The following is a 19411-nucleotide window of genomic DNA, read 5'->3' as shown; positions in this document are numbered from 1 at the left end:
GCGCGGCGTTATGAATTAAGGTAAGTGACAGATGATTTCTCCTCCAACAGACAATTTATATAAATTTCTCGCTGTGCTTGGACTTCTAATTGCCGGGTCATCGGGTGCATTTTGGTGGAATGCTTCCAACGATTTCGATGCCTTTTTCGAGTCCAATGAAGGATATATAAATATGATGTTTGAGGGAGCGGAGGCATACGGAAGGTTTGCAGCGAAAACAAATGAAGGAATAGCCATTTACAATAGCGACCAAGGCGATATTAACTCTCTGTCTGAAACTCACAAAAAGGAACTTGATGCAATACTTCAAGGGTCCGAGAAATTGAAGGTAGAGACTGGCGCACTGCTTGATGCAAACCCTGCCAAAAGATTCACAGTCAATTCGAAATTGGAAAAATACCAATGGGCGAGAAACATAAGCGTTCTTGGAGACGCTTTGGGTGTTCTCATTTCAGGATTTGGTTTTTATTTTTGGCATATACGTTTGCAGCGGCATATCGATCATCTACATTCACAGGTCACGCATAACAAGTCAGTGCAGCCGTCCGCTGAATGAGGCGTTAAGCCTCAATGGAAAAATAATGAAATACGAAGAATTACAAGCTATAGCTAATGCAATTATAGATTCGAACGATAAGCTCATATATCTCAATTTTTTTATCTTTTTGATTACCGTTGTCTGTGTATATTGTGTAGCTCTATTCAAAAAATCGGGTGAATTAACAGCTATTAAACTTGCTTTTAGAGACATAAAAGAACAGAACCGAGTGATTACATCAGAGACCGAAAGCATTAAACGTCAGTTGGAAAAGGGCACCATTGAGTATCAAATTAAGCTGTCTAAGTATCATGAGAAAAAGATCGACGCGATTGAGAAAATTTACTCTAAATTGGCAGACTTGTTGAGTGGCTCGAGAAAAATCCTCTTGGCGACTGATGAAAACAAATTTCATGAATTCAACGATGCTGTGGACGAGTTTCGTAATAGTTTTGAGGCTGAAAAGCTTTGGCTGGATGCATCGGTCAGTAAAGAAATTGAAGAGTTTGCTATAGAAATCGATAAACAAGTTCGCCAATACCAAGGAGCTATGAATGTATCAATGTTGCCTGGTTTACAGGGGAAACACGTTGATCAGGTGTATGACAAGCAGGAAAACTTTTATGAGTTTACAGTAACCAAATCAAAGGTTTTAAAAGAGCAATTGGAAGAGTTGCTGAGAGGCTATTTGTCTCCTGAATAAAAGGCTTAACAAACGATCAAGGAATAGACATAGTTTCCTAACCCGACAGAAAGTTTTAAATCATGTTTAAACTAACATGCGTCTGTTTAAACATGATTTAGGCAGTATTGAATTGTTATGGATATTGGAGGCTGAAACGTACCGGCTTCCCAAGTGTCAATAAACCAGACTTGTCCATTGCTCACAGCCAGGACACGTCGGCCTAATCCCCATTTCATTGACACTTGAGGGGGCGGTGTTGTCTAAGCCTTTTTCCCTTTAGCAATCGCGTCAAGTTCTTCAACCAGGTCTTCAGCTCTTGGGTGGGTATAGTGGCGTAGCATCTGTATCGATTTATGGCCGCTGATGGCGGCGGCTTGCTGATCACTCAATCCGCCTTCAACCAAACGGCTGACGCTCTCGTGGCGCAGGTCGTGGAATTTAAAATCCTTCAGACCAATCTTGGCTTTGATCTTCATCCATACCTTGTTGAAGTTGTAGGGGTGTCGCTTGCCGTCTTTGCCTGATTCACCAAAGAAAATCAGGTCGGTATTAATGGGCCGTAGCGGATTATTAATCGCCTGCTAAAAGGATTCTAACGCCAGGAGAGAAAGCGGAACGGTTCTCGGCATGGTGTTTTTGGTTTCGAGCAGGAAAACCACACGCTTTTTTAAATCGACCTGGGAGCGGCGGAGAGAAGTGATTTCAGATGAACGCATACCAGTTTCCAGCGCGATACGAACAATCCAGGCCAGCATCGGATTGGTGTGTACCTCAACAGCTTCCAGGAACTGTAGCTCTTCTTCCTCGGTCAAGCGTCGTTCCCCGCCAGAAGGCGGGGAGTGCTTACGAATATTATGAACCGGGTTAATTGCCAGACCGATACCCCATTCTTTAATCGCAATGTTGTACAGGTGACTGAGCAGAGCAAGGTCAATGCGCACGGTATTAGGTGAGCGTGACTTGGGTGCTAGGTTACCTCTGGCGTCGCAACGGTCCAGGCCAGCTAACCGGTCATCTCGATACTTGGCAATGATTTCTGGAGTCAGGGCGGCCAGGGAGTATTTCCCCAGGGCTTTGATAATCGGTTTGGAATGTCTTGCATCACAGGCTGCGGTCGCCGGTCGTTTGGTCGGTGAGATTTCTGCCAGGTAGCGTTTTAATGCTTCTTCAATGGTGAGGCGTTCTGACGAGGAACGTTTGATGTAGACGCCACGCACAATTTCATCTTCAGAGCGTCTTACCCAATCCTCGGCATCGCGTTTGAGACGAAAAGTTTTGGACGTCGTCGGCCAGCCGGTTTTTCGAATAACGGCTTTCCAGGTACCTGAGGTAGTTTTAACTAAAGTTGCCATGTGAGTACTCCCGAATGCGTACTGTACTGATTTTGTACCTCGGGACGGAATAAAAGGCAACATTCAAAGAAGGGTAAGCGATAAGTGCTTGATTTGAATGGTGGCCCCTCGCAGACTTGAACAGCGGACCAATCGATTATGAGTTATGCCGTTTTAAATACTTAGTTTACTTCATGCGCCCAGGCCAATAGCGCTTTTTAAATTTAAAGAAAGCTCGCAATTTCGCTAAGCGACTTTTTTTGCATGGCGTGTGCAGGAATTGTGGCGTTATCCGCCGGATAGCCCGCAATAATAAGCATATAAGCACGCTCGTTATTAGGCCGTTGACAGACTTCGGTCAAAAAGTTCATTGGCTTTGGTGTGTGGGTCAAGGTTGCCAAACCTGCGTTGTGGAGTGAAGTAATAAGCATACCCACTGCGATACCCACCGATTCGTGCACAAAGTAGTTTTGGCTTTTTTCGCCCGTTTCTGTCTCTCCAAACTTTTGACTGAATACGGCAATAAGCCAAGGCGCGGTTTCCAGATAGGGTTTACTTGCGTCAGTGCCTAACGGCTTTAGGTCATCTAGCCACTGTTGCCCCGCACGCCCATTATAAAAACCGCGCTCATGCGCTTCAGCCTGTTCGCGTATTTGTTGTTTTACTTCGGGCGACTGAATGGCGGCGAAATGCCAAGGCTGATGATTCGCTCCACTAGGTGCGGTGCCAGCAGTCAAAATACAGTTTTCGATTACCGCTTTATCAACGTGCTTGTCACTAAAGTGACGAATACTGTGGCGGCGCTGCATGGTTTTTAAAAAATCTTCGCTTCGGGAAAGCATTTGCTCTTCAGGGTACTCAATAAAATCACTGAGCGGAGAATGGTCGTGAGGCTGCATTTATAATCTCGTTTTTCTGCTTTTTTACTACTCTATCGTTAGTGACGGGTTATTAAAAATAAAAACGTGCTAACTAGGGCGTGTTATATACATCGAAATAGAAAATGGCGTAAACAAGTATGCACAATAAAAAAGCGACTCACTCAGGAAAAGTGAATCGCTTTGGTGAAATACGTTGGTAGTAGAAAACGCTGTTAGTGGCGTTTGAACGGCGGGCGAGTGCCGCGTTTTTGCGTGTCAGTCTGCTCTTCTAGCATTTCAAGTTGGGCAACGTCATACACAGGCATCATGGTTGTCACTCTGCGATACGGTGGCTTACCGCGCATGATGACTTCTTTCACTTCTACGTACTCAATCGCTTCTTGCCCTACGGATTCCAATTGCGCTACATCGTTAACCGATAAGCTTACGATCTTGCGTTTAAATGGCGGCTTTCCTGAATAGTCAACTACTTGTACATCAACCGTTTCATCAGTTGATGATGTCATAGCTTGCGCTGCGTTTGCAGAAAAACCAAGTGAAACAGCCGTAATTAATGAACCCAATACATAGCGTAATTTCATGTCGTGTCCTCTCGTTGACATACATACCTTTCTACATTGTATGAGCAAAAAAGTTCTAAACAATGACGATTGGTGATAGGTAATTGCTATCACCTAACTGGATATAGAGAATTTAAGTAATCAAGAGAATGGGGAGCAGTTGAAAGAGAAGCTACTGCGTTGAAAACGGAGTGTTTAACGATGGTGCGGAATGGATGGTTTTGTGCACTATTATGGTGCTGTGGCACCGTCTGATATTGTAGAGTTTCGGTAAAATCAATCATTTACCCTTTGGTCTTTATCTTGCTGTCAATCAACACCTATATAAAGTATCGACAAAGGGTGTATGTGCGGTGAGTGTAAAATTTAAAATCCCCTTATTTGTTCTGCTAACTTTTTGGTTAGCGTGCACATCTGCCGTGTCAGCGATAGAGCAAAATATTCCTCTTTCACAAAGCAAAGGCGGAACACTGTATCTAGAAGCGACCCTAGAATCGAACATAAAGGCTTCGTTTCTATTAGATACGGGTTCAAGCTTGTTAACCCTCAATCAAACTACGTTCGACGCGCTAACAAGAAATCAAAAGCTTCTTGCCACCAGAACCTCTGCTGCCAGAATGGCAAACGGAAAGATCGTTAAAATATCTCAGTATCAATTAAACTCGGTTCGTATAGGAAATACGTGCGAAGTGGGGCCAGTGGAAGTGGCCGTGCTTCCCAAAGGGAACAATATTTTAGGTATTAATACGTTGCTTAGGGTCGCACCTTTAACTATAACACCAGACGCTGTTATTTTAGCCGGGTGTGAATAGCGTGAATGATTCACTTTTGTTTGATTAAACAGCAATAAAAAAGCGAACCCGAAGGTTCGCTTTCAAATTTGTTTTTCGCTGGAAGATTAAATTAATCGTCGCACTCGCTAACGTCACCGCCCATTTGCTCTTTCATTTTTACGCAAGCTTCATAAGCTTTCTTCGCTGCGGCGTCTTTAAATTCGCCTGCTTTCTCAGCCGTTGCGTCGTATGCGTCAGAGGCCATTTTCTTGCCATCTTCGTATGCGTCTGAAGCCATCTCTTTGCCGTCATCAAAGGCATCAGAAGCCATTTCTTTACCTTCTTCGTAAGCTTCAGAGCTCGCGTCTTTGGTTTTATCCCATGAATCTGCAGCACTTTCTTTTGCGCTGTCATAGGCGTCTGCTGTCGCTTCGCCCGCTTTTTCCATCTCTTTTTTTACTTCGCTTTTCGTCTCTTCGCTAGACTCAGTACAGCCCATTAAAGACAGTAACAGTGCTAACGCCATTGCTTTAGTTTTCATTGTGAAGCTCCTTTTGCTGGGATAGTGGCTTGTTTCAAAGCCGGTCAACATGGTGTGTTCAAATATCCATTGTAAACGTTCAAAATGCCTGCCGTTTTATTGTCATATTCGGCAAGCTGAATATTCGACGAGACCAGTCTAGCCTACTTACCTGATAAAGTGTAAGTAGACTTTATGAGGAAAAATGAAAGGTTTATAACCAAAAACAAACCTGGCTAAGATTGAACAAAGAAGTTGGATATCCTGTTCTGCAAAGCGTGATGTGGGTTACTCTTCTGGGCCTTGTGTGGTAAATACGAGATGCCTGCGCATATCTTTCAACACAACGCCTTTTTTAAGTAGCGCTGCGCTTAATTTTCGCTGCCACTTCTTTAGCTCAGGTTCAGCGTTTGACACCGCTTCTTCATTTTCGAATTGAAAGCGAAGCAGTAACGAGCCGGGGAATTGGTGATACTGAACGTCAAACCAACACTGTTGCATACCATTTAACTCTTCAAGCGCTTGTGCTTCAAGGCTATCGGCTACACTAAAAACCAGTGCTTGCTGTTTGAGTTGAACGGCAGAGAGTTTTTTCATTACAACTGCTTCTCTATAGACACTTCAACGCTCTCGGTGACATCTGCACCTTCAATGGTTAGCCACATTTGCCCATCTTGAATAGTAACCTGTATTTGCATAGAGCGATGAACAGCATTGGCCAAAGTAGCGGCAAGCGACTCTGGCAAAGTGAAAACTGATAAGTTCTTTTTGGTTTGTAGCTTGTTATGTTCTTTCTTCCACCACGCGTCGAAGCTGTTGTCGGCGTAGGAATAAATCATCATTTGTTGGCTTTGATTGCAGCCCTTTTTGATGCGCTGTTCAGAGGGTTGGCCTAACTCAATCCACAGCTCTATTTCATCGCTAAAACTCTTTTGCCATAAATCTGGAACGTCATCGTCAGACAGCCCTTTGGTAAACTGTAGGCGTTCATGAGCATTAACAATAAACGCAACCACGCGCAGCATCATTCGTTCGTCATTTTCAGAAGGGTGACGGGCAATCGTAAGGTTGTGGTCGTTATAGTAATTGCGATCCATATCCGTTATGGATATGTCAGCTTTAAAAATGGTCGCTTTAAGAGCCATGGTGTTCCTGCTTTGTTCTTAGGAGGCTTGAAGTTAACCCCGTGTGCTATGTAAAAAATGGCATAGCAAGTTTTGGCGCTATAGTAGCAGTAAAAAGCAAATTTCGCTGTAGGTGAGTAGCGCCCAATACAAGTATTTGTCGGTTTATTTATTGGAGCGCGAAATTTCTAGTGAAGCTTCTCGGTCATATTGGACATCGCGCAAAGCGCGGATAACCAAAAACTAAACAAACAAAAATGAAAACGGAGAGGGGTGATGAAGAGACTAGTGGCTATGGCGATGTTAATGTTCGCCTGTATAGCAGGCGCATCAAATGCGTATGCTTTGGAGCGTGGCACTATTGCAGAAGATGCAGATTCAGTAACGCCGTTGCTTAATGGTCAAGTGGCGCCTAAAACAACACTTAAAATGGCAGATGGTTCGCCAGTAAGCTTACAAGCGCTTACCATGCAAAAGCCCAGCATTGTACTTTTTTATCGCGGCGGGTGGTGCCCGTATTGTAATGAGCAGCTTGCCCAGCTTAAAGATATTGAAAAAGACTTGGTGGATATGGGCTATCAGATTTTGGCCATTTCACCTGAATCACCAGAGCGCTTGCAAGAGCAAAAGCTTGAAACAGAATTCTTGGTTACGCTTTTATCCGACGACAAACTAGACACTATTCGTGAGTTCGGCGTTGGATTCTATTTAGATACTGTGACTGAGTTAAAGTACAAAACCTATGGCATTAACTTAACAAAAGATGAAAGCGGTAATAGTGTTTTGCCAGCACCCAGCATCTTCATGCTCAATAAAAAAGGGCAGGTTTTGTTTAGCTATGTTAACCCAGACTTCAAAGTTCGCCCGTCGGCAGACCTAGTTTTAGCGGTTGCGAAAACCCTTAAAAAAGAAATGTAATGCGAATAGCCTTACCAAGGCGTTGTTCTTGGTAAGGCATGCCAAAAGTACTCTATGATATCGAGCACTTCATTTCATCGCGTCTTATAATGATTAAGTTAGATTCGCACGTATTTGACTGTCATAACGAGCTGTACTTAACCATTCACCGAGTCACCCTATCTCAAAATATCAAAGTGTAAGGAGTAAGCATTTACACTGAGATCAATGAAGTGATGTGCGCGGCTAGACGTTTAGGTTCAATATAAGTGTCGCCTTTGCAGTTGTTTACGACGCTTAATAGCTGAGTAAGTAAGTGTTTATTCGCTACGTTCCGCTGACATATAGCGTGAACGGTATTGAGTTCAAGTGTACTTGCTAACGCGTACACACCTTTCAAATTGCGATTTATTAGAAGCGCGTTTAACACGCGGTTAGCGGTGTATCGACGCCACGCCATATGAAAGCTGTCGAAATCGCACGTTAAGTCAACAGTTAACGCCACACGAAGCGCCCAAGACAATGGGCGAAAGTGTAAAAGATGTTCGGTTAGTAAGAATATTTCAAGTGCATGGTCAACAAACAGTGACGGCTTTGCAGTATTAGTAAGCTCAATAATGGGGAATAGCCCTTCGGCGGCGAACATAGACTCTACGAATTCAAAGGTGTAATACCCGTTACCATGAAGAGCAAGAAGGCATGTCTCAATTTCATCGAGAAGCGCTTCATCGAGGGTGTTAGCAATGTCTTGAAGCGTTAGGTTATCTAAAAACTTCGCAATGTTCGGGTAGAGGGCATTAATCTCAGCCCATTTACTTTCTTTTGAATGACGTAAGGCCCTCTGATATTTGAGAACGTCGTCATGCCGTGTTAAATCGATTTGGGTGTGCGATTCGTTTCTCGAATAAATCCATCCTGCCCAAGCTATCATTGGCGAGTCCGCTAATCCAAGTGCGTGGAGCTCATTGAGCGAAGAACCTAATGAGCATACCGCTTCCACCAAGCCATGGGCAGCCTTTACATCATTCCCCATAAAATCGGGTTCTTCTTGCATATGTTCGAATGAATACACGCCATTACGCCAGCCTGCTAAATAGCAGCCTTCTATACATTTTCCGCACATGATTGTGCTCCTGTTAGTGTTTTTTGGTGATAACGAAGAGGCCTGTTGCTCTTTGGTGGTATTTAGCCTGTGTGACAAGGCGCACGCCAACGAGCAACTGGCTCGTTGCTACTGAAAGTTATGAGAAGTAATCAAGAAAAGCATCGATAGAGTGAAGTTAGATGCCAAGAGCGAACTTAAAACAAATTTTGTTTCAAAAAAAGTACTGTTTTGTCCCGCTATAAAAAAGTTATTTTCTGCAAGAATGCGAGGTTTACAGCGCCAAGTGGTATAGTAGGGCTTACGCCTTAACTCATCGTATTTCTATGATAAATAAAAACTTTCCATTACTTGATTTACATCGTCATTTAGATGGCAATGTGCGTCTGCAAACCATTCTGGAGCTTGGTCAGCAATTTAACATTTGTTTGCCAGCTTATTCGTTAGAGGGCTTGCGACCGCATGTTCAAGTAATGGAGATCGCCCCCGATTTGGTGTCATTTTTAGATAAGCTTACTTGGGGCGTTAAGGTGTTAGGCAGTCTCGACGCCTGCAAACGGGTGGCGATAGAGAATGTAGAAGATGCGGCTAAGCAGGGTATTGACTACACAGAGCTGCGTTTTAGTCCTTATTTTATGGGGGAAAGTCACGGGCTACCAACTCAAGGTGTGGTTGAGGCCGTGATAGACGGTGTAAAAAGCGCAGCTAAAAATCACGATGTTAAAGTTAATCTCATCGGTATTTTGTCGCGTTCTTATGGCGCAAAAGTATGTCAGCATGAGCTAGATTCAATCTTGGCCTGTAAAGCGCATATAACTGCAATTGATTTGGCGGGAGATGAAAAAGGCTTTCCTGGCAACATGTTCATAGAGCACTTTACAAAAGTGCGCCGCGAAGGGCTGCCTATCACAATTCATGCAGGTGAAGCAGTAGGCTCGCAGAGCATTTGGCAAGCCATTAACGACTTAGGTGCTGTGCGGATAGGACACGGTGTTAACGCTATTAATGATGCTAAGCTAATGGACTATTTGCGCGACAACCGTATTGGTATTGAAAGCTGTTTAACCAGCAACGTATTGACGAACACGGTCACATCATTAACAGAGCACCCGTTAACAACCTTTTTGGATCACGGCATACTCGCCTGCCTGAATACCGACGACCCGGCAGTTCAAGGTGTAGAGTTAGATCACGAATTCTCCGTTGCAGCTAAGCAAGCTGGCCTTATGCCTTCTCATATTAAACAAGCGCAAGAGAATGCATTGGCAATTGCTTTTTTAAGTGAAACCGAAAAAGCCGCACTTAAGCGCAAAGTAAACTAATCCGAAAGATAAAAATCGTGCCGTGGTTAAACGGGCAGTAACATTATTTTGATTAATAATGCCACCGGTGGCATTATTGTCGTGATGTGAATATTTTGTTTCTTAAACGTAATCAGTTACGACTTAAATAATGGAGCTTTTATGCTGCGCTTTATACCTGATGTTGACCGTTCTATGAGTAGCTACCCCAGCCGTTTCACACACCGCCGGGCTTTGGGATGGGTGGCGTTTATTGTGACCCTTCTAACTTGTTTCTATGCGTCGGCATCTACTGACGAAGACTGGGAAATTGCTGAACAGATTGTAAATCAGATCCAGCTGCCCACTATTCCAAACGAAAAATTTGTGGTTGATGTGAGTGATACTTCACTAAGTGCAGCGCGAGCGCCAATTCAAAGTGTAATTGACAAGGCTTCGGCTAGCGGCGGCGGTATTGTTGTTGTGCCCAAAGGAACATGGCAAGTAGACGGTCCTATTCGTCTTAAAAGCAAAGTGAACTTGCACCTAGAGGAGGGCGCTACTCTGCTGTTTTCCGGCGACCCTTCGCACTACCTACCGGTGGTTAAAACCCGTTGGGAGGGTACTGAGGTATTTACCTATTCACCGCTAATTTATGCGCTAAATGTGGAAGATGTGGCAATTACAGGTAAAGGTACTATCGACGGAAATGCCCAATCGGCGTTCATTGGCTGGTATGAGAAACAAAATACAGATATGCATGCGCTTCGTAAAATGGGTTTTGATGGCGTTCCGGTAGAGAAGCGTCAGTTCGGAGAAGGGCATTACTTGCGCCCTCCGCTTATTCAGTTTTTCCACGCCAAGCGTGTGCTGCTTGAAGATTATACGGCCCTGAACTCACCGTTTTGGGTTAATCACTTAGTTTATACTTCTCATGCTACGGTAAGACGAGTGAAGGTAGAAAGTCACCTGTACAACAACGATGGGTTAGACATTGAGTCGAGCCAGTTTGTGCTTGCTGAAGATAGTCACTTTAGAACCGGTGATGACGGTATCGTTATTAAGTCTGGTAGAGACGCCGACGGTCGAAATATAGGTATACCTAGCACAGACATTGTTGCGCGAAACAATGATTTAGGCGGGGAAGACGGCATTGGTCTTGGTTCGGAAATGTCTGGCGGCATTAAGCGCGTATTTTTTGAGAACAACATCTTGCATGAAGGCGACTCAGCATATCGCTTTAAGAGTAACTTAGACAGAGGCGGGCGCGTCGAAATGGTTCGAATTAGAGGCAGTAAAGTGGCTTCGTTTAAGCACTTATTCTGGTTCCAGCTAAACTACCCAAGTAATTTACATGGTAATTTTCCGGCTACCTATACCGACATTATTATTGAAGATTTAACGGTAGAAAATGTGGGAACGGTTTTGGAAATTCACGCTCCGGACGCAGCCCCTGTGCACAACGTTAAATTCAAAGACATTAAAATTAAGGAAGCAGAAGAAATTCTTATCCTAGAAAATGCCGACGATATTAGCTTTGAAAATGTCAGCATAGGTGAGCAAATCTGGAACGGCACGTTTTCTTCGCTGCACATAGAATCTGTTACTCGCTAGAGAACAGGTTAAACGCGATAGGTTGTTCGCATTGGTCCTTTATTTTCGCCGTAACAAGCGGCTAATTAATTGTAGGCGAACCTATTTAGGTTCGCTGGCTTTCATTTTCGACCAGCTCAACAACAAGGCGTAAATTACTTTGTGTTGATACCGCATTAAATGGGTAGCAGGTAACTAAATAGAGCTGCTGCCCATTTACATCTACTTTCATTGCCGAGGCGGCATCGACTATCGTCTTCGATACAACCCGATAGGTTACCCACTGTGAGTTCGGCAACTGCAATTGCATAATATCTCTGGCTCTCACCTTCTTTAAGAACGTGAAGTGAGTATCTCTATGTCCGCCAATCACACTACCACCCTGTCCGAGTGGGGGCGAGTCGGTGTGGTGTCCAGGGCCAAATGCAAGAGCGTTTCCCTGTGCGCCTTCTAGTACATACAGCTGCGTTTCGCTTTTGGCATGAACCAGCTTGCCTACTGGCCAAGTATCAGACCAACGCCAAGGCTTCTGGTTAGCACCAGTGGTTAGTGTTTCTTCCCACGAAGATTGAATCAAATACTGCGCGAGCTCGGCTTTCAGTAATATCCAGCCAGCTTTGCCAAAGCTGGCTGTGGCGATCAAGACTAAGATGATGGTAAAAGAGTATTTAATCATTGTTTGTCCAAGCAATATTCAGTCAAAAAATAAAGAAATGAGCCTAAGGTGCTAATCTCGTCCCCCTTTGTTTCGCAAAAAGGCGATGCTGTGAAAAAGCGACAATAAAAGTATGGCAATCACACCTAATATGACATGCTCAGATACACCCGCTGCGGTTTGGGGGTAACTGATTTGTCTGAATTGCGTTCCCTGTGGCATTAAGTTTCTTACGTTTTCGGTGGAAGACGGTATGCGCTGTGTATTTGCTATTTTTTCTTCAATAGCAACGAAGCTGGTGAACTCTGTTATAAGTTTATGGGGCAGGGCTACAGCAAGAATGTCCTGTTTTACTTCATCTACATTTCGCCCTAACGCTTTTTCATCCATTAACGCCGCCACTTTCTTTCTTGCCCACGCAGTCGCTACGCCAATGTGTTGAGTAGAACCTGTCGACGTTGGCGATATTGCTACCGAACGGGTCCACTCGCGAGTGGTGCCCTGCTTGTCTACTAGTGTGCCTTTAAGGGTTATTTTTCCGCTTGTACCGGCGTTATGAGGCAGTTTCACATTCAAGAGCAAAGGTACTCCCGCGTATAAATCAGGGATCTTAGAAGGGTAAATCTCTGCTGACTGTGCATAGCCAGCTGGTAGAGTAAGGCTTAAATTACTCAACACAGGGCTTTCTAACTTATAAAGCAAGCTATCCATTTGCTGTTTAATATCTGCAGTATTGCTAACAAATACATAGCTTCCGCGACCAAACTGAGCGGCTCGGGTCATAAAATAACTATTGGGCGCGCTGCCTATGCCTACTGTAAAAAGGCGCGCATCACCCAGTTCGTTCTTTATTTGCGAGAACAATGCAGCTTCATTGCCTACCGCCCCATCGGTGATAAAGACAACTTGTTTTATAAAGTTTTCAGCTGTCGTGGGTTTAAGTGCGGCATTAAGCGCTGGTGCCATTTCAGTGCCGCCCCCTGCATTGAGGTGCTTTACAAAGTTCCTCGCATATTGCTTGTTTCGTGTTGTTCCCTCTACCGAGGTTTCAAACAAACGCGTGGTGTCATTGTTAAATGCTACAACATTAAATCGGTCTTTCTCACTCAAGCGGTCTATCGCTAATTGTAAACTCTCTTTTGCGTCGACAATTGGCCGACCTCCCATAGAGCCTGACGTGTCGATAACGAAGGTGATATCGCGATCAAAATCCTGTAAATCTTGGCTCTTCACTTGTGGCGGCATTAGCATAACAAGGGCGTAGTCATGCTGATCTTTTGATTCAGTGAAAATAGCTGCTTGTGGTGCACTAGAGGGCGAAGGCTGCCACTCTAGCCAAATGTCTCGGTCCATTTTGATATTGCTTTGATTAAAGGTGACAAGATAATTACCTGTGGATTCTGACCAATTCACACGGTGATTTCTGCTAGTGACGCTATTAAGCGTTAAACCAGTATTTAGTGTTGCGTTGAACGTAAGTTGCGGGCCTTCATTGCCTTCTCTCATAAAAGGCGTGATAGCTCTGGCATCGGGTACCTGATCTGTGGGTTTTCCCCAACCTGTACCTGATATTTCAGCCTCTATATTCTCGTCAAACTGATTTAGCGGAATGCCGGGCGAATAGCGAGAAGTGAGCGTAGTAGGCAAGTGAAAAGTAAATTTTCCATCGCGGTAGTCTACCTGTTGGACATACTGAAGTGTCACCGTTATTTCCTCACCCGGCGCTATATTCGCGACCTGCTGGGTGAATAAATTTGGGCGTTGTTGCTCTGTTAAGCTGGCTTTCTTTCCCGCTTTTTTGGCCGCTTCAAATGCTTCTTGCGCTTCTGCCTTCGGCTTAATTTGCCCCCGGATTATTCTGTCTCCTATACGCATTTCCATACTGTTAATCGCCGCGTTTTCATTAAGCGGAAAGGTGTAAACGGCATGCTTCCATTCATTACTGGTGTTAGTGAATTTTTGAGAATAGGTAACGTGCGCAATCATGCCACTCACCTGTAAATCCACCTCAGTTGAATGCAATAGAGCGGGGGAAGACTCACCGTCCACGCTTTGCAGCATCAACTCGCCAGACTCAGCGCGACTTAGCGGGCTAACTACTACACCAAGCAAAAAGCAGAGGAAGGAAGTAAGGATAAGCAACCTGTGATTACGCGGCTTGGCTGCATGTTGCCGTTCCCTAAATAAAGGTTTGTGAGTATTGGCAGGCATTAAATAATCCCGCTTGGGTGTTTTGGAAAATAGCATCAGGTAAGCTCGCTTTAGTATCGATACTTACCATTAAACGCCCTGAATAGGGCGAATTGTGAACAGAGATTATGGCAATCTAATGGGCAATAGTGGCGAGTGTGTTACTCGCCTGCCATGGCGCGCCCTTTGGTTTTAACACTGGCTATCAGCATATAAATACTGGTAGCAAGTAAGCACGCAAATAAGTAGCCCATCAACCCTTGAGGGCCTACTAAAAAGTTATCGGCAATGAGTGGGCCTACTACTGAACCCACGCTGTAGCTGAAAAGCATGACCTGTGTGGCGCATACAATGAAGCTAGCATCGAGTTTGTCGCAAGCGAGATTTATTGCCACTGGGTATAGGGCAAATATTGCCATACCTAATAGAAACAGACCTGCTCCCAAAGCGTATATACCGCTAACCGCTGCGGTTAATGTTATGGCGGCGACACCCAGTAAACAAAATAGCGCCATGAGTAACGTGCGGCCTAAATGCTTGGATAACGCAGGAATTAAAGGTTGAACTGCCATAGCGCCTAAAATAATTAAGGCCATTAAGCTACCCAAATCGTCATGAGCAATGCCCCGGTTTAATAGTTCAAGAGGCATTAGGCCGTAAATGGCACCTAGGGTTAAGCCTGACACTATGCAACCAATAATTGCGGCATGATTTAGTTTCGATATTTGCTTTAGCGACAGTGGCGTACTGTGGGAAGCTTCAGGCTGCTCGCTCTTTGCAAACAAAAGTACGCCAATGGCTAAAATCAATATGGTGAAAATGGCAGCAAAAGGAAGCATGCCGCCTACGCCAATAGCGCCAATACCTAACTGACCTAAAGAGCTTCCCCCGTAAAGTGCGCCCATGTATAAGCCTAAACGTTTGGCTCTATCGGCTTCATCGCCGTGTAAAAGCCACGACTCTACGATAACAAATACACCCGCTACAGCAACGCCAGCCACTAACCGAGCCACAAGCCAAACTGCGGTGTGAGCAAACAAAGGCATTACTGCGATAGTTAGTAATAGTACGCCTAAACACAGCGCAAAACCGTGCTTGTAACCAACGCGGGTTACCAACGGTTCAATACTAAGGGCACCCACTAGTAGTCCAGCGTAAAAGCTGCTAGCCAGCCAACTGGCGATAGCCGTGTCTAGGTTGTAATGGCTGAGCATTAGTGGGATCAGACTCATCAAATAGCCAGACGCAACTGCGTACATACCCAGCGCAATAACGGGAACAGAAACCCGCGCTTTGGCTGGCGGGATAAGGGTGTTGTCCAAGGTAATGCCTTACATCAAAGGAAAGAGAAGATAATTTCGCGGCGCGAATATGAGGCAAATTCAGATATAGGTAAAATGAAAAGAAATGCTCGTAAAGATGCTAAAAATTGATGGTGAGGAAGGCGCTGCTAGATAGTGCATGCGCCTCAGATAGTTTAAGCATTAGCGCCTTAAATCATCCGGTGTATGGTCTGCCACAAATGCGTTTCTTTCGCCCATGGGTCTGTCTTCACCCACCGTACTGTCTGCAGTAGTTTGGAGCTCTATCGACGAGTTCACCTCTGCACCGATTAGAATGATATAGGCGGTTAAATACAACCACATAAGCAAAATAATAATGCCCCCAACGGAGCCGTAGGTTTTGTTGTAGCTTCCAAATTCATTGAGGTATATCGAAAAACCATACGAGGCTACCACCCATAATAAGGTGGCAAAAACTGACCCCGGCGTCACCCAGCGCCACTGGGCTTCTCTTCGGTGAGGGGCATATCGATATAGGGCTGAAAGCGCAATATTAAATAGGGCCAGCATAACTGGCCAAGTCACCCACATGGCTTGCTCGGTACTAAGGGCATTTGACGTCATCCAGTTTAATGCTTCGGGTAAAATGGTGATGCAGGCGAGGGACACAATTACGGTAAGGATCATAAATATGGTGCACGTAATGCGCGCTAGAATACCTTTGAAAAAGCCTCTTCCTTCCGCCTCGCTATAGGTAATGTTGCATGCTTTTATCAGTGCGTTGGCGCCTTTGCTACTGCTCCACAGTGACAAGAGCAGAGTAAATAAAAAACTCCAGCCTAATGCAGTATTCGACTTCTCGGTTAAATTTTTAAGCTGTTCTTCAATGATGTAGCGACTGTCATTTGGCACCACATTTACCAGCAATGCCATGTGGCGTTGCAGTTCGTCGGGTGATACAACAAGCCCATACAAGGCAATGGTTGCCCCTAGTAAGGGGAAGATAGCCAGCAAGCAGTAAAAGGCAACCCCAGCGGAGATAAGAGGAATGTTATCTTTTTGCAGGCTAGTGAAAATACGCTTTGAAATACTCCACCAACTTTTCAAAGAAAGCTCGAATGCAGATTTAGCGTGGTTGAAACGTTCCTTGCTCATGTGTCCTCATGTTTTGCCTAATCGATAGAACTCTTAAAGCTTGATACATGAAAACTTCGCTGTCGGCTTACATCAACTTAAAAAAAAGGAGCGAGAAAGAAGCTCTGTAAATCGTTCACAAAATCTGAATATGTGCGTGACTATTGGTGTTGGTGAGATTTCTTTTTTTTGTATTTATTTTCATAAAATCAATGGTTTGCTTTGTTCTTTGGGAATGGTTTGCAATTTGCACCTTCAATAGCATCTTAGCTAGATAGTAAGAGCTAGGTTATGCCATGCACAAACTAACGCGTTCACCTGATGTGATTTGCTAATGGTGGTAGGCGGACAGTTATTCCTGTCGTGTGGCGACCCCTGTTTTTACTAGCTTTACATTTCGTCTTTCAGAAGGAGAGAACACTATGAGCAACACCCAAAACCTTAAAGGCAAAAAAATCGCTATTTTGGCGACCAATGGTTTTGAGCAAAGCGAGTTGATTCAACCAAGAGACAAGTTTATTGAGCAAGGTGCTGAAGTTGATGTGCTATCTATTGATGATCAGTCCACGATCAAAGCATGGGACGAAGACAACTGGGGGAAAGAAATTAGCGTTGATAAACAAGTTACGTCAGTAAACCCTGAAGATTACGATGCCCTTGTGCTACCCGGCGGTCAAATCAATCCCGATGTGCTGCGTACCAATGAAGATGCTATTGCCTTCATCAAAAGTGCAAACAGCGCGGCAAGTATTAAAGCTATAGGTGCTATCTGTCATGGTCCATGGTTGCTGGTGGAGTCTGGGTTAGCGAAAGGTGCAACACTCACCTCGTTTCCTAGTATCCAAACAGATCTCAAAAATGCTGGTGCGACCTGGGTTGATGAAGAAGTGGTGACCCACTCAAAACTAGTCACTAGTAGAAACCCAGATGATATTCCAGCTTTCGTAAGCAAAATTAGTGAATTGGTTGCCCAGTAAAAAGGAGGAAGTGTATGTCCACCTCAGCTACAAATGAAAAGGTTATCGCGATAACGGGTGCCTCCAGCGGCATTGGTGAAGAAACGGCGAAGCAACTGGTAAATAACGGTTTTAACGTTGCCCTCTTAGCGAGAAGTGAGGACAAACTGCGTGCCTTAGTTGAAGAGCTTGGCAATGATAATGCATTTGCTGTAAAAGCTGACGTAAGCGACTTTAATGAAGTAAACAAGGCGTTTAAACAGGTAAGCGAACATTTCGGTCGCATTGACGGCATTTTCGCCAATGCCGGGCGTGGCGCGAAAGCCGCCGGCATTGAAAAGGGGGACGTAGATGACTGGGATGGCATGCTGGGCGCAAACGTAAATGGACTGCTTTATACTGCAAAAGCCGGATTGCCGTACCTGCGCGATACGCAAGGCCACTTCATTATTACGTCTTCGGTCGCAGGTCGAATAGCCCTCAAAGGCTCTGTATATGGGGCAAGTAAGTGGTTTGCTTATGGTTTCGGTCAGAACCTCGCCGAAGAAATGCGCGAGTGGGGCGGCCGCTGTACAACTATCTGCCCTGGTATGGTGAATACGCCATTTTTCGATGAACCTAAGGAAGATAAGCTTCAGCCAGCGGATATCGCAAAATCGGTATTGTTTGCCCTAAGCGCAGAAGAGTCAGCCTGCGTTCGCGAGGTTTATGTTATGCCGGCGAAGTAAACGAACTAACCACGGGTAAGAGATAATTTATTCAAGCAAAGGGCAGGGTTAGTCACTGCCCTTTTTTATTTGCCCCGCGTACGTTCAACCTGACTTATTAATTTCATGAAGCTATCCAAATTAGCCAAATAAAGTATTTTCCCCTTCCTGTTACCCCTAATCTAGGTGTGTAGATAAGCGCTAGTTGAGTGAGATAGGCGATTGCAAACTCCTCATTGAAATGGCTTTTCCAAAGGGCCCGCGGCGCAATAACAATAACAGGAGAGTAAGATGTCTAACGAATTTACGGGTAAGACCGCTATTATTTCTGGCGCCGCTGGCGGCATAGGGTTAGCGCTGGCAGAGGCATTGGCACGGCAGGGTATGAATATCGTCATGGGCGATATTGATAATGCTGCATTAACCGAATCGGGTAACGACTTACGTGAGAAAGGTTTCGATGTATTGACTTGCGCCCTTGATGTTACCGATTACGCTCAGTGGGAAGATATTGTAGCTAACGCCAAAGAGAAGTTTGGCAAGGTTCATATGGTCATCAATAATGCTGGCGTTGGCGGTACGCCGGGGAAAGTCGAAGATTCGGAGCATGAGACCTGGCGCTGGGTAATGGACGTCAACGTTATGGGCGTACTTTATGGCGCACAAGCATGCGTGCCAGCTATTAAAGAGCACGGCGAAGGAGGCTGGGTGCTAAACGTGGCGTCGATGGCGGGAATGATGGGCATGCCATATGCGGCGGCCTATTGCGCATCAAAGGCTGCGGTTGTCTCTATGACGGAAAGCTGGGTACCAGAACTGAAACCTTTTGGAATCCATACTTCTGTATTGTGTCCAGCATTCGTGAAAACCCGCATTCACGAGTCGTATAGAAATAGGCAACAAAAATATGCAGTAGCCGCTGAAAAACGCATTGATAAAGAGAAGCTTAAAGCCGGAGCCCAAGCAGCCACTAAAGCAGTAGAGTCGGGAATCGATGCCTCTGTGCTAGCTGAGCGCGTGATAGAGGCGCTTCAGTCAGAGCAAACTTATATTTATACACACCCGAATTATCGAAAGGTTACTACGGCGCGCTTTGGCGCGATTGATAGCGCCTTTGTCGATGCTGAGCAGAGTCAGGCTGTAGGTCATCTTATTGATGATGAAATCGTGACTTTTTAGTTCATTCGCGGCTACGGTTTGCG

At 44.9% G+C, this 19411-nt stretch carries 19 protein-coding genes and 1 pseudogene; 9 read left to right on the top strand and 11 right to left on the bottom strand.

All coding sequences use genetic code 11. The annotated features are described in order from the left end of the window. Positions 1–31: 31 nt before the first annotated feature. Together MHN09_RS14015 and MHN09_RS14010 are read left to right on the top strand one after the other, a co-directional pair. The gene (locus MHN09_RS14015; protein ID WP_239241143.1) at positions 32–556 is read left to right on the top strand and encodes a hypothetical protein; all 525 of its coding nucleotides are present in this window, start codon (positions 32–34) and stop codon (positions 554–556) included. A 25-nt stretch (positions 557–581) separates the two neighbouring features. Then, on the top strand, positions 582–1241 hold the full coding sequence (locus tag MHN09_RS14010; protein WP_061095650.1) for a hypothetical protein: 660 nt from the start codon (positions 582–584) through the stop codon (positions 1239–1241). A 242-nt stretch (positions 1242–1483) separates the two neighbouring features. Here the strand turns inward: MHN09_RS14010 and MHN09_RS21465 are convergent. The 3 genes and pseudogenes from MHN09_RS21465 to MHN09_RS13995 form a co-directional block, all read right to left on the bottom strand. Further along, positions 1484–2575: pseudogene (locus MHN09_RS21465) on the bottom strand (site-specific integrase). 203 nt (positions 2576–2778) lie between these two features. Further along, complete coding sequence (locus MHN09_RS14000; RefSeq protein ID WP_239241141.1) at positions 2779–3453, bottom strand: nitroreductase family protein; 675 nt, start codon at positions 3451–3453, stop codon at positions 2779–2781. 194 nt (positions 3454–3647) lie between these two features. Next, positions 3648–4016: a hypothetical protein gene (locus tag MHN09_RS13995; RefSeq protein ID WP_014977175.1), complete on the bottom strand. Its 369-nt coding sequence runs from the start codon at positions 4014–4016 to the stop codon at positions 3648–3650. Between the two features lie 332 nt (positions 4017–4348). Here MHN09_RS13995 and MHN09_RS13990 point away from each other — a divergent pair, with 332 nt between their 5' ends. After that, positions 4349–4807, top strand: a complete 459-nt coding sequence (locus MHN09_RS13990; protein WP_239241139.1) for a retropepsin-like aspartic protease — start codon at positions 4349–4351, stop codon at positions 4805–4807. 91 nt (positions 4808–4898) lie between these two features. Here the strand turns inward: MHN09_RS13990 and MHN09_RS13985 are convergent, their stop codons facing one another. From MHN09_RS13985 to MHN09_RS13975, 3 genes are all read right to left on the bottom strand, one after another. Beyond that, complete coding sequence (locus MHN09_RS13985; RefSeq protein WP_039228102.1) at positions 4899–5309, bottom strand: late embryogenesis abundant protein; 411 nt, start codon at positions 5307–5309, stop codon at positions 4899–4901. A 267-nt stretch (positions 5310–5576) separates the two neighbouring features. Further along, positions 5577–5885, bottom strand: a complete 309-nt coding sequence (locus tag MHN09_RS13980) for a hypothetical protein (protein WP_168534214.1) — start codon at positions 5883–5885, stop codon at positions 5577–5579. Beyond that, a complete protein-coding gene (locus MHN09_RS13975; protein ID WP_039232321.1) occupies positions 5885–6433 on the bottom strand; it encodes a YaeQ family protein in 549 nt (182 codons plus the stop codon). Before MHN09_RS13975 ends, MHN09_RS13980 begins: the two co-directional genes overlap by 1 nt. Positions 6434–6688: 255 nt before the next feature. Between MHN09_RS13975 and MHN09_RS13970 the strand changes: the two genes are divergently transcribed. Next, positions 6689–7330, top strand: a complete 642-nt coding sequence (locus tag MHN09_RS13970) for a peroxiredoxin-like family protein (RefSeq protein ID WP_239241137.1) — start codon at positions 6689–6691, stop codon at positions 7328–7330. Between the two features lie 193 nt (positions 7331–7523). Here the strand turns inward: MHN09_RS13970 and MHN09_RS13965 are convergent, their stop codons facing one another. Then, on the bottom strand, positions 7524–8432 hold the full coding sequence (locus MHN09_RS13965) for a hypothetical protein (RefSeq protein ID WP_239241135.1): 909 nt from the start codon (positions 8430–8432) through the stop codon (positions 7524–7526). A gap of 305 nt (positions 8433–8737) precedes the next feature. On the opposite strand from MHN09_RS13965, the gene add reads away from it, so the two are divergent. Next, on the top strand, positions 8738–9733 hold the full coding sequence (gene add, locus MHN09_RS13960) for an adenosine deaminase (protein WP_239241133.1): 996 nt from the start codon (positions 8738–8740) through the stop codon (positions 9731–9733). A gap of 141 nt (positions 9734–9874) precedes the next feature. Beyond that, positions 9875–11305, top strand: a complete 1431-nt coding sequence (locus MHN09_RS13955; RefSeq protein ID WP_239241131.1) for a glycosyl hydrolase family 28 protein — start codon at positions 9875–9877, stop codon at positions 11303–11305. A gap of 85 nt (positions 11306–11390) precedes the next feature. Here the strand turns inward: MHN09_RS13955 and MHN09_RS13950 are convergent, their stop codons facing one another. From MHN09_RS13950 to MHN09_RS13935, 4 genes are all read right to left on the bottom strand, one after another. Next, on the bottom strand, positions 11391–11960 hold the full coding sequence (locus tag MHN09_RS13950) for a class GN sortase (protein WP_168534204.1): 570 nt from the start codon (positions 11958–11960) through the stop codon (positions 11391–11393). 51 nt (positions 11961–12011) lie between these two features. Then, positions 12012–14150 carry a marine proteobacterial sortase target protein gene (locus MHN09_RS13945; protein ID WP_239241129.1) on the bottom strand — a complete coding sequence of 713 codons (2139 nt, stop codon included), beginning with the start codon at positions 14148–14150 and terminating at the stop codon, positions 12012–12014. Positions 14151–14290: 140 nt separating this feature from the next. Continuing rightward, positions 14291–15451: an MFS transporter gene (locus MHN09_RS13940; RefSeq protein ID WP_239241128.1), complete on the bottom strand. Its 1161-nt coding sequence runs from the start codon at positions 15449–15451 to the stop codon at positions 14291–14293. Positions 15452–15613: 162 nt separating this feature from the next. Then, complete coding sequence (locus MHN09_RS13935) at positions 15614–16567, bottom strand: YihY/virulence factor BrkB family protein (RefSeq protein ID WP_101565449.1); 954 nt, start codon at positions 16565–16567, stop codon at positions 15614–15616. Positions 16568–16968: 401 nt separating this feature from the next. Here MHN09_RS13935 and MHN09_RS13930 point away from each other — a divergent pair, with 401 nt between their 5' ends. The 3 genes from MHN09_RS13930 to MHN09_RS13920 all read left to right on the top strand — a co-directional run bounded on the left by MHN09_RS13930 (position 16969) and on the right by MHN09_RS13920 (position 19388). Continuing rightward, on the top strand, positions 16969–17523 hold the full coding sequence (locus tag MHN09_RS13930) for a type 1 glutamine amidotransferase domain-containing protein (RefSeq protein WP_168463266.1): 555 nt from the start codon (positions 16969–16971) through the stop codon (positions 17521–17523). 14 nt (positions 17524–17537) lie between these two features. Then, positions 17538–18230 carry an SDR family oxidoreductase gene (locus tag MHN09_RS13925; RefSeq protein ID WP_202942139.1) on the top strand — a complete coding sequence of 231 codons (693 nt, stop codon included), beginning with the start codon at positions 17538–17540 and terminating at the stop codon, positions 18228–18230. A gap of 270 nt (positions 18231–18500) precedes the next feature. Next, the gene (locus MHN09_RS13920) at positions 18501–19388 is read left to right on the top strand and encodes an SDR family NAD(P)-dependent oxidoreductase (RefSeq protein WP_049587896.1); all 888 of its coding nucleotides are present in this window, start codon (positions 18501–18503) and stop codon (positions 19386–19388) included. Positions 19389–19411: the final 23 nt, after the last annotated feature.

The sequence above is a fragment of the Alteromonas sp. MmMcT2-5 genome, assembly GCF_022348315.1.
Taxonomy (GTDB): domain Bacteria; phylum Pseudomonadota; class Gammaproteobacteria; order Enterobacterales; family Alteromonadaceae; genus Alteromonas; species Alteromonas macleodii.
Note: the sequence above shows the minus strand (reverse complement) of the source record. Positions and strands in the feature narration are given on the sequence as shown.

What these genes read in the sequence shown, in the direction of transcription:
- MHN09_RS13995 (WP_014977175.1), bottom strand. Translation starts at nt 4,016, where the DNA reads ATGAAATTACGCTATGTATTGGGTTCATTAATTACGGCTGTTTCACTT.
- MHN09_RS13950 (WP_168534204.1), bottom strand. Translation starts at nt 11,960, where the DNA reads ATGATTAAATACTCTTTTACCATCATCTTAGTCTTGATCGCCACAGCC.
- MHN09_RS14000 (WP_239241141.1), bottom strand. Translation starts at nt 3,453, where the DNA reads ATGCAGCCTCACGACCATTCTCCGCTCAGTGATTTTATTGAGTACCCT.
- MHN09_RS13945 (WP_239241129.1), bottom strand. Translation starts at nt 14,150, where the DNA reads ATGCCTGCCAATACTCACAAACCTTTATTTAGGGAACGGCAACATGCA.
- MHN09_RS13970 (WP_239241137.1), top strand. Translation starts at nt 6,689, where the DNA reads ATGAAGAGACTAGTGGCTATGGCGATGTTAATGTTCGCCTGTATAGCA.
- MHN09_RS14010 (WP_061095650.1), top strand. Translation starts at nt 582, where the DNA reads ATGAAATACGAAGAATTACAAGCTATAGCTAATGCAATTATAGATTCG.
- MHN09_RS14015 (WP_239241143.1), top strand. Translation starts at nt 32, where the DNA reads ATGATTTCTCCTCCAACAGACAATTTATATAAATTTCTCGCTGTGCTT.
- MHN09_RS13920 (WP_049587896.1), top strand. Translation starts at nt 18,501, where the DNA reads ATGTCTAACGAATTTACGGGTAAGACCGCTATTATTTCTGGCGCCGCT.
- MHN09_RS13930 (WP_168463266.1), top strand. Translation starts at nt 16,969, where the DNA reads ATGAGCAACACCCAAAACCTTAAAGGCAAAAAAATCGCTATTTTGGCG.
- MHN09_RS13975 (WP_039232321.1), bottom strand. Translation starts at nt 6,433, where the DNA reads ATGGCTCTTAAAGCGACCATTTTTAAAGCTGACATATCCATAACGGAT.
- add (WP_239241133.1), top strand. Translation starts at nt 8,738, where the DNA reads ATGATAAATAAAAACTTTCCATTACTTGATTTACATCGTCATTTAGAT.
- MHN09_RS13985 (WP_039228102.1), bottom strand. Translation starts at nt 5,309, where the DNA reads ATGAAAACTAAAGCAATGGCGTTAGCACTGTTACTGTCTTTAATGGGC.
- MHN09_RS13965 (WP_239241135.1), bottom strand. Translation starts at nt 8,432, where the DNA reads ATGTGCGGAAAATGTATAGAAGGCTGCTATTTAGCAGGCTGGCGTAAT.
- MHN09_RS13980 (WP_168534214.1), bottom strand. Translation starts at nt 5,885, where the DNA reads ATGAAAAAACTCTCTGCCGTTCAACTCAAACAGCAAGCACTGGTTTTT.
- MHN09_RS13955 (WP_239241131.1), top strand. Translation starts at nt 9,875, where the DNA reads ATGCTGCGCTTTATACCTGATGTTGACCGTTCTATGAGTAGCTACCCC.
- MHN09_RS13935 (WP_101565449.1), bottom strand. Translation starts at nt 16,567, where the DNA reads ATGAGCAAGGAACGTTTCAACCACGCTAAATCTGCATTCGAGCTTTCT.
- MHN09_RS13925 (WP_202942139.1), top strand. Translation starts at nt 17,538, where the DNA reads ATGTCCACCTCAGCTACAAATGAAAAGGTTATCGCGATAACGGGTGCC.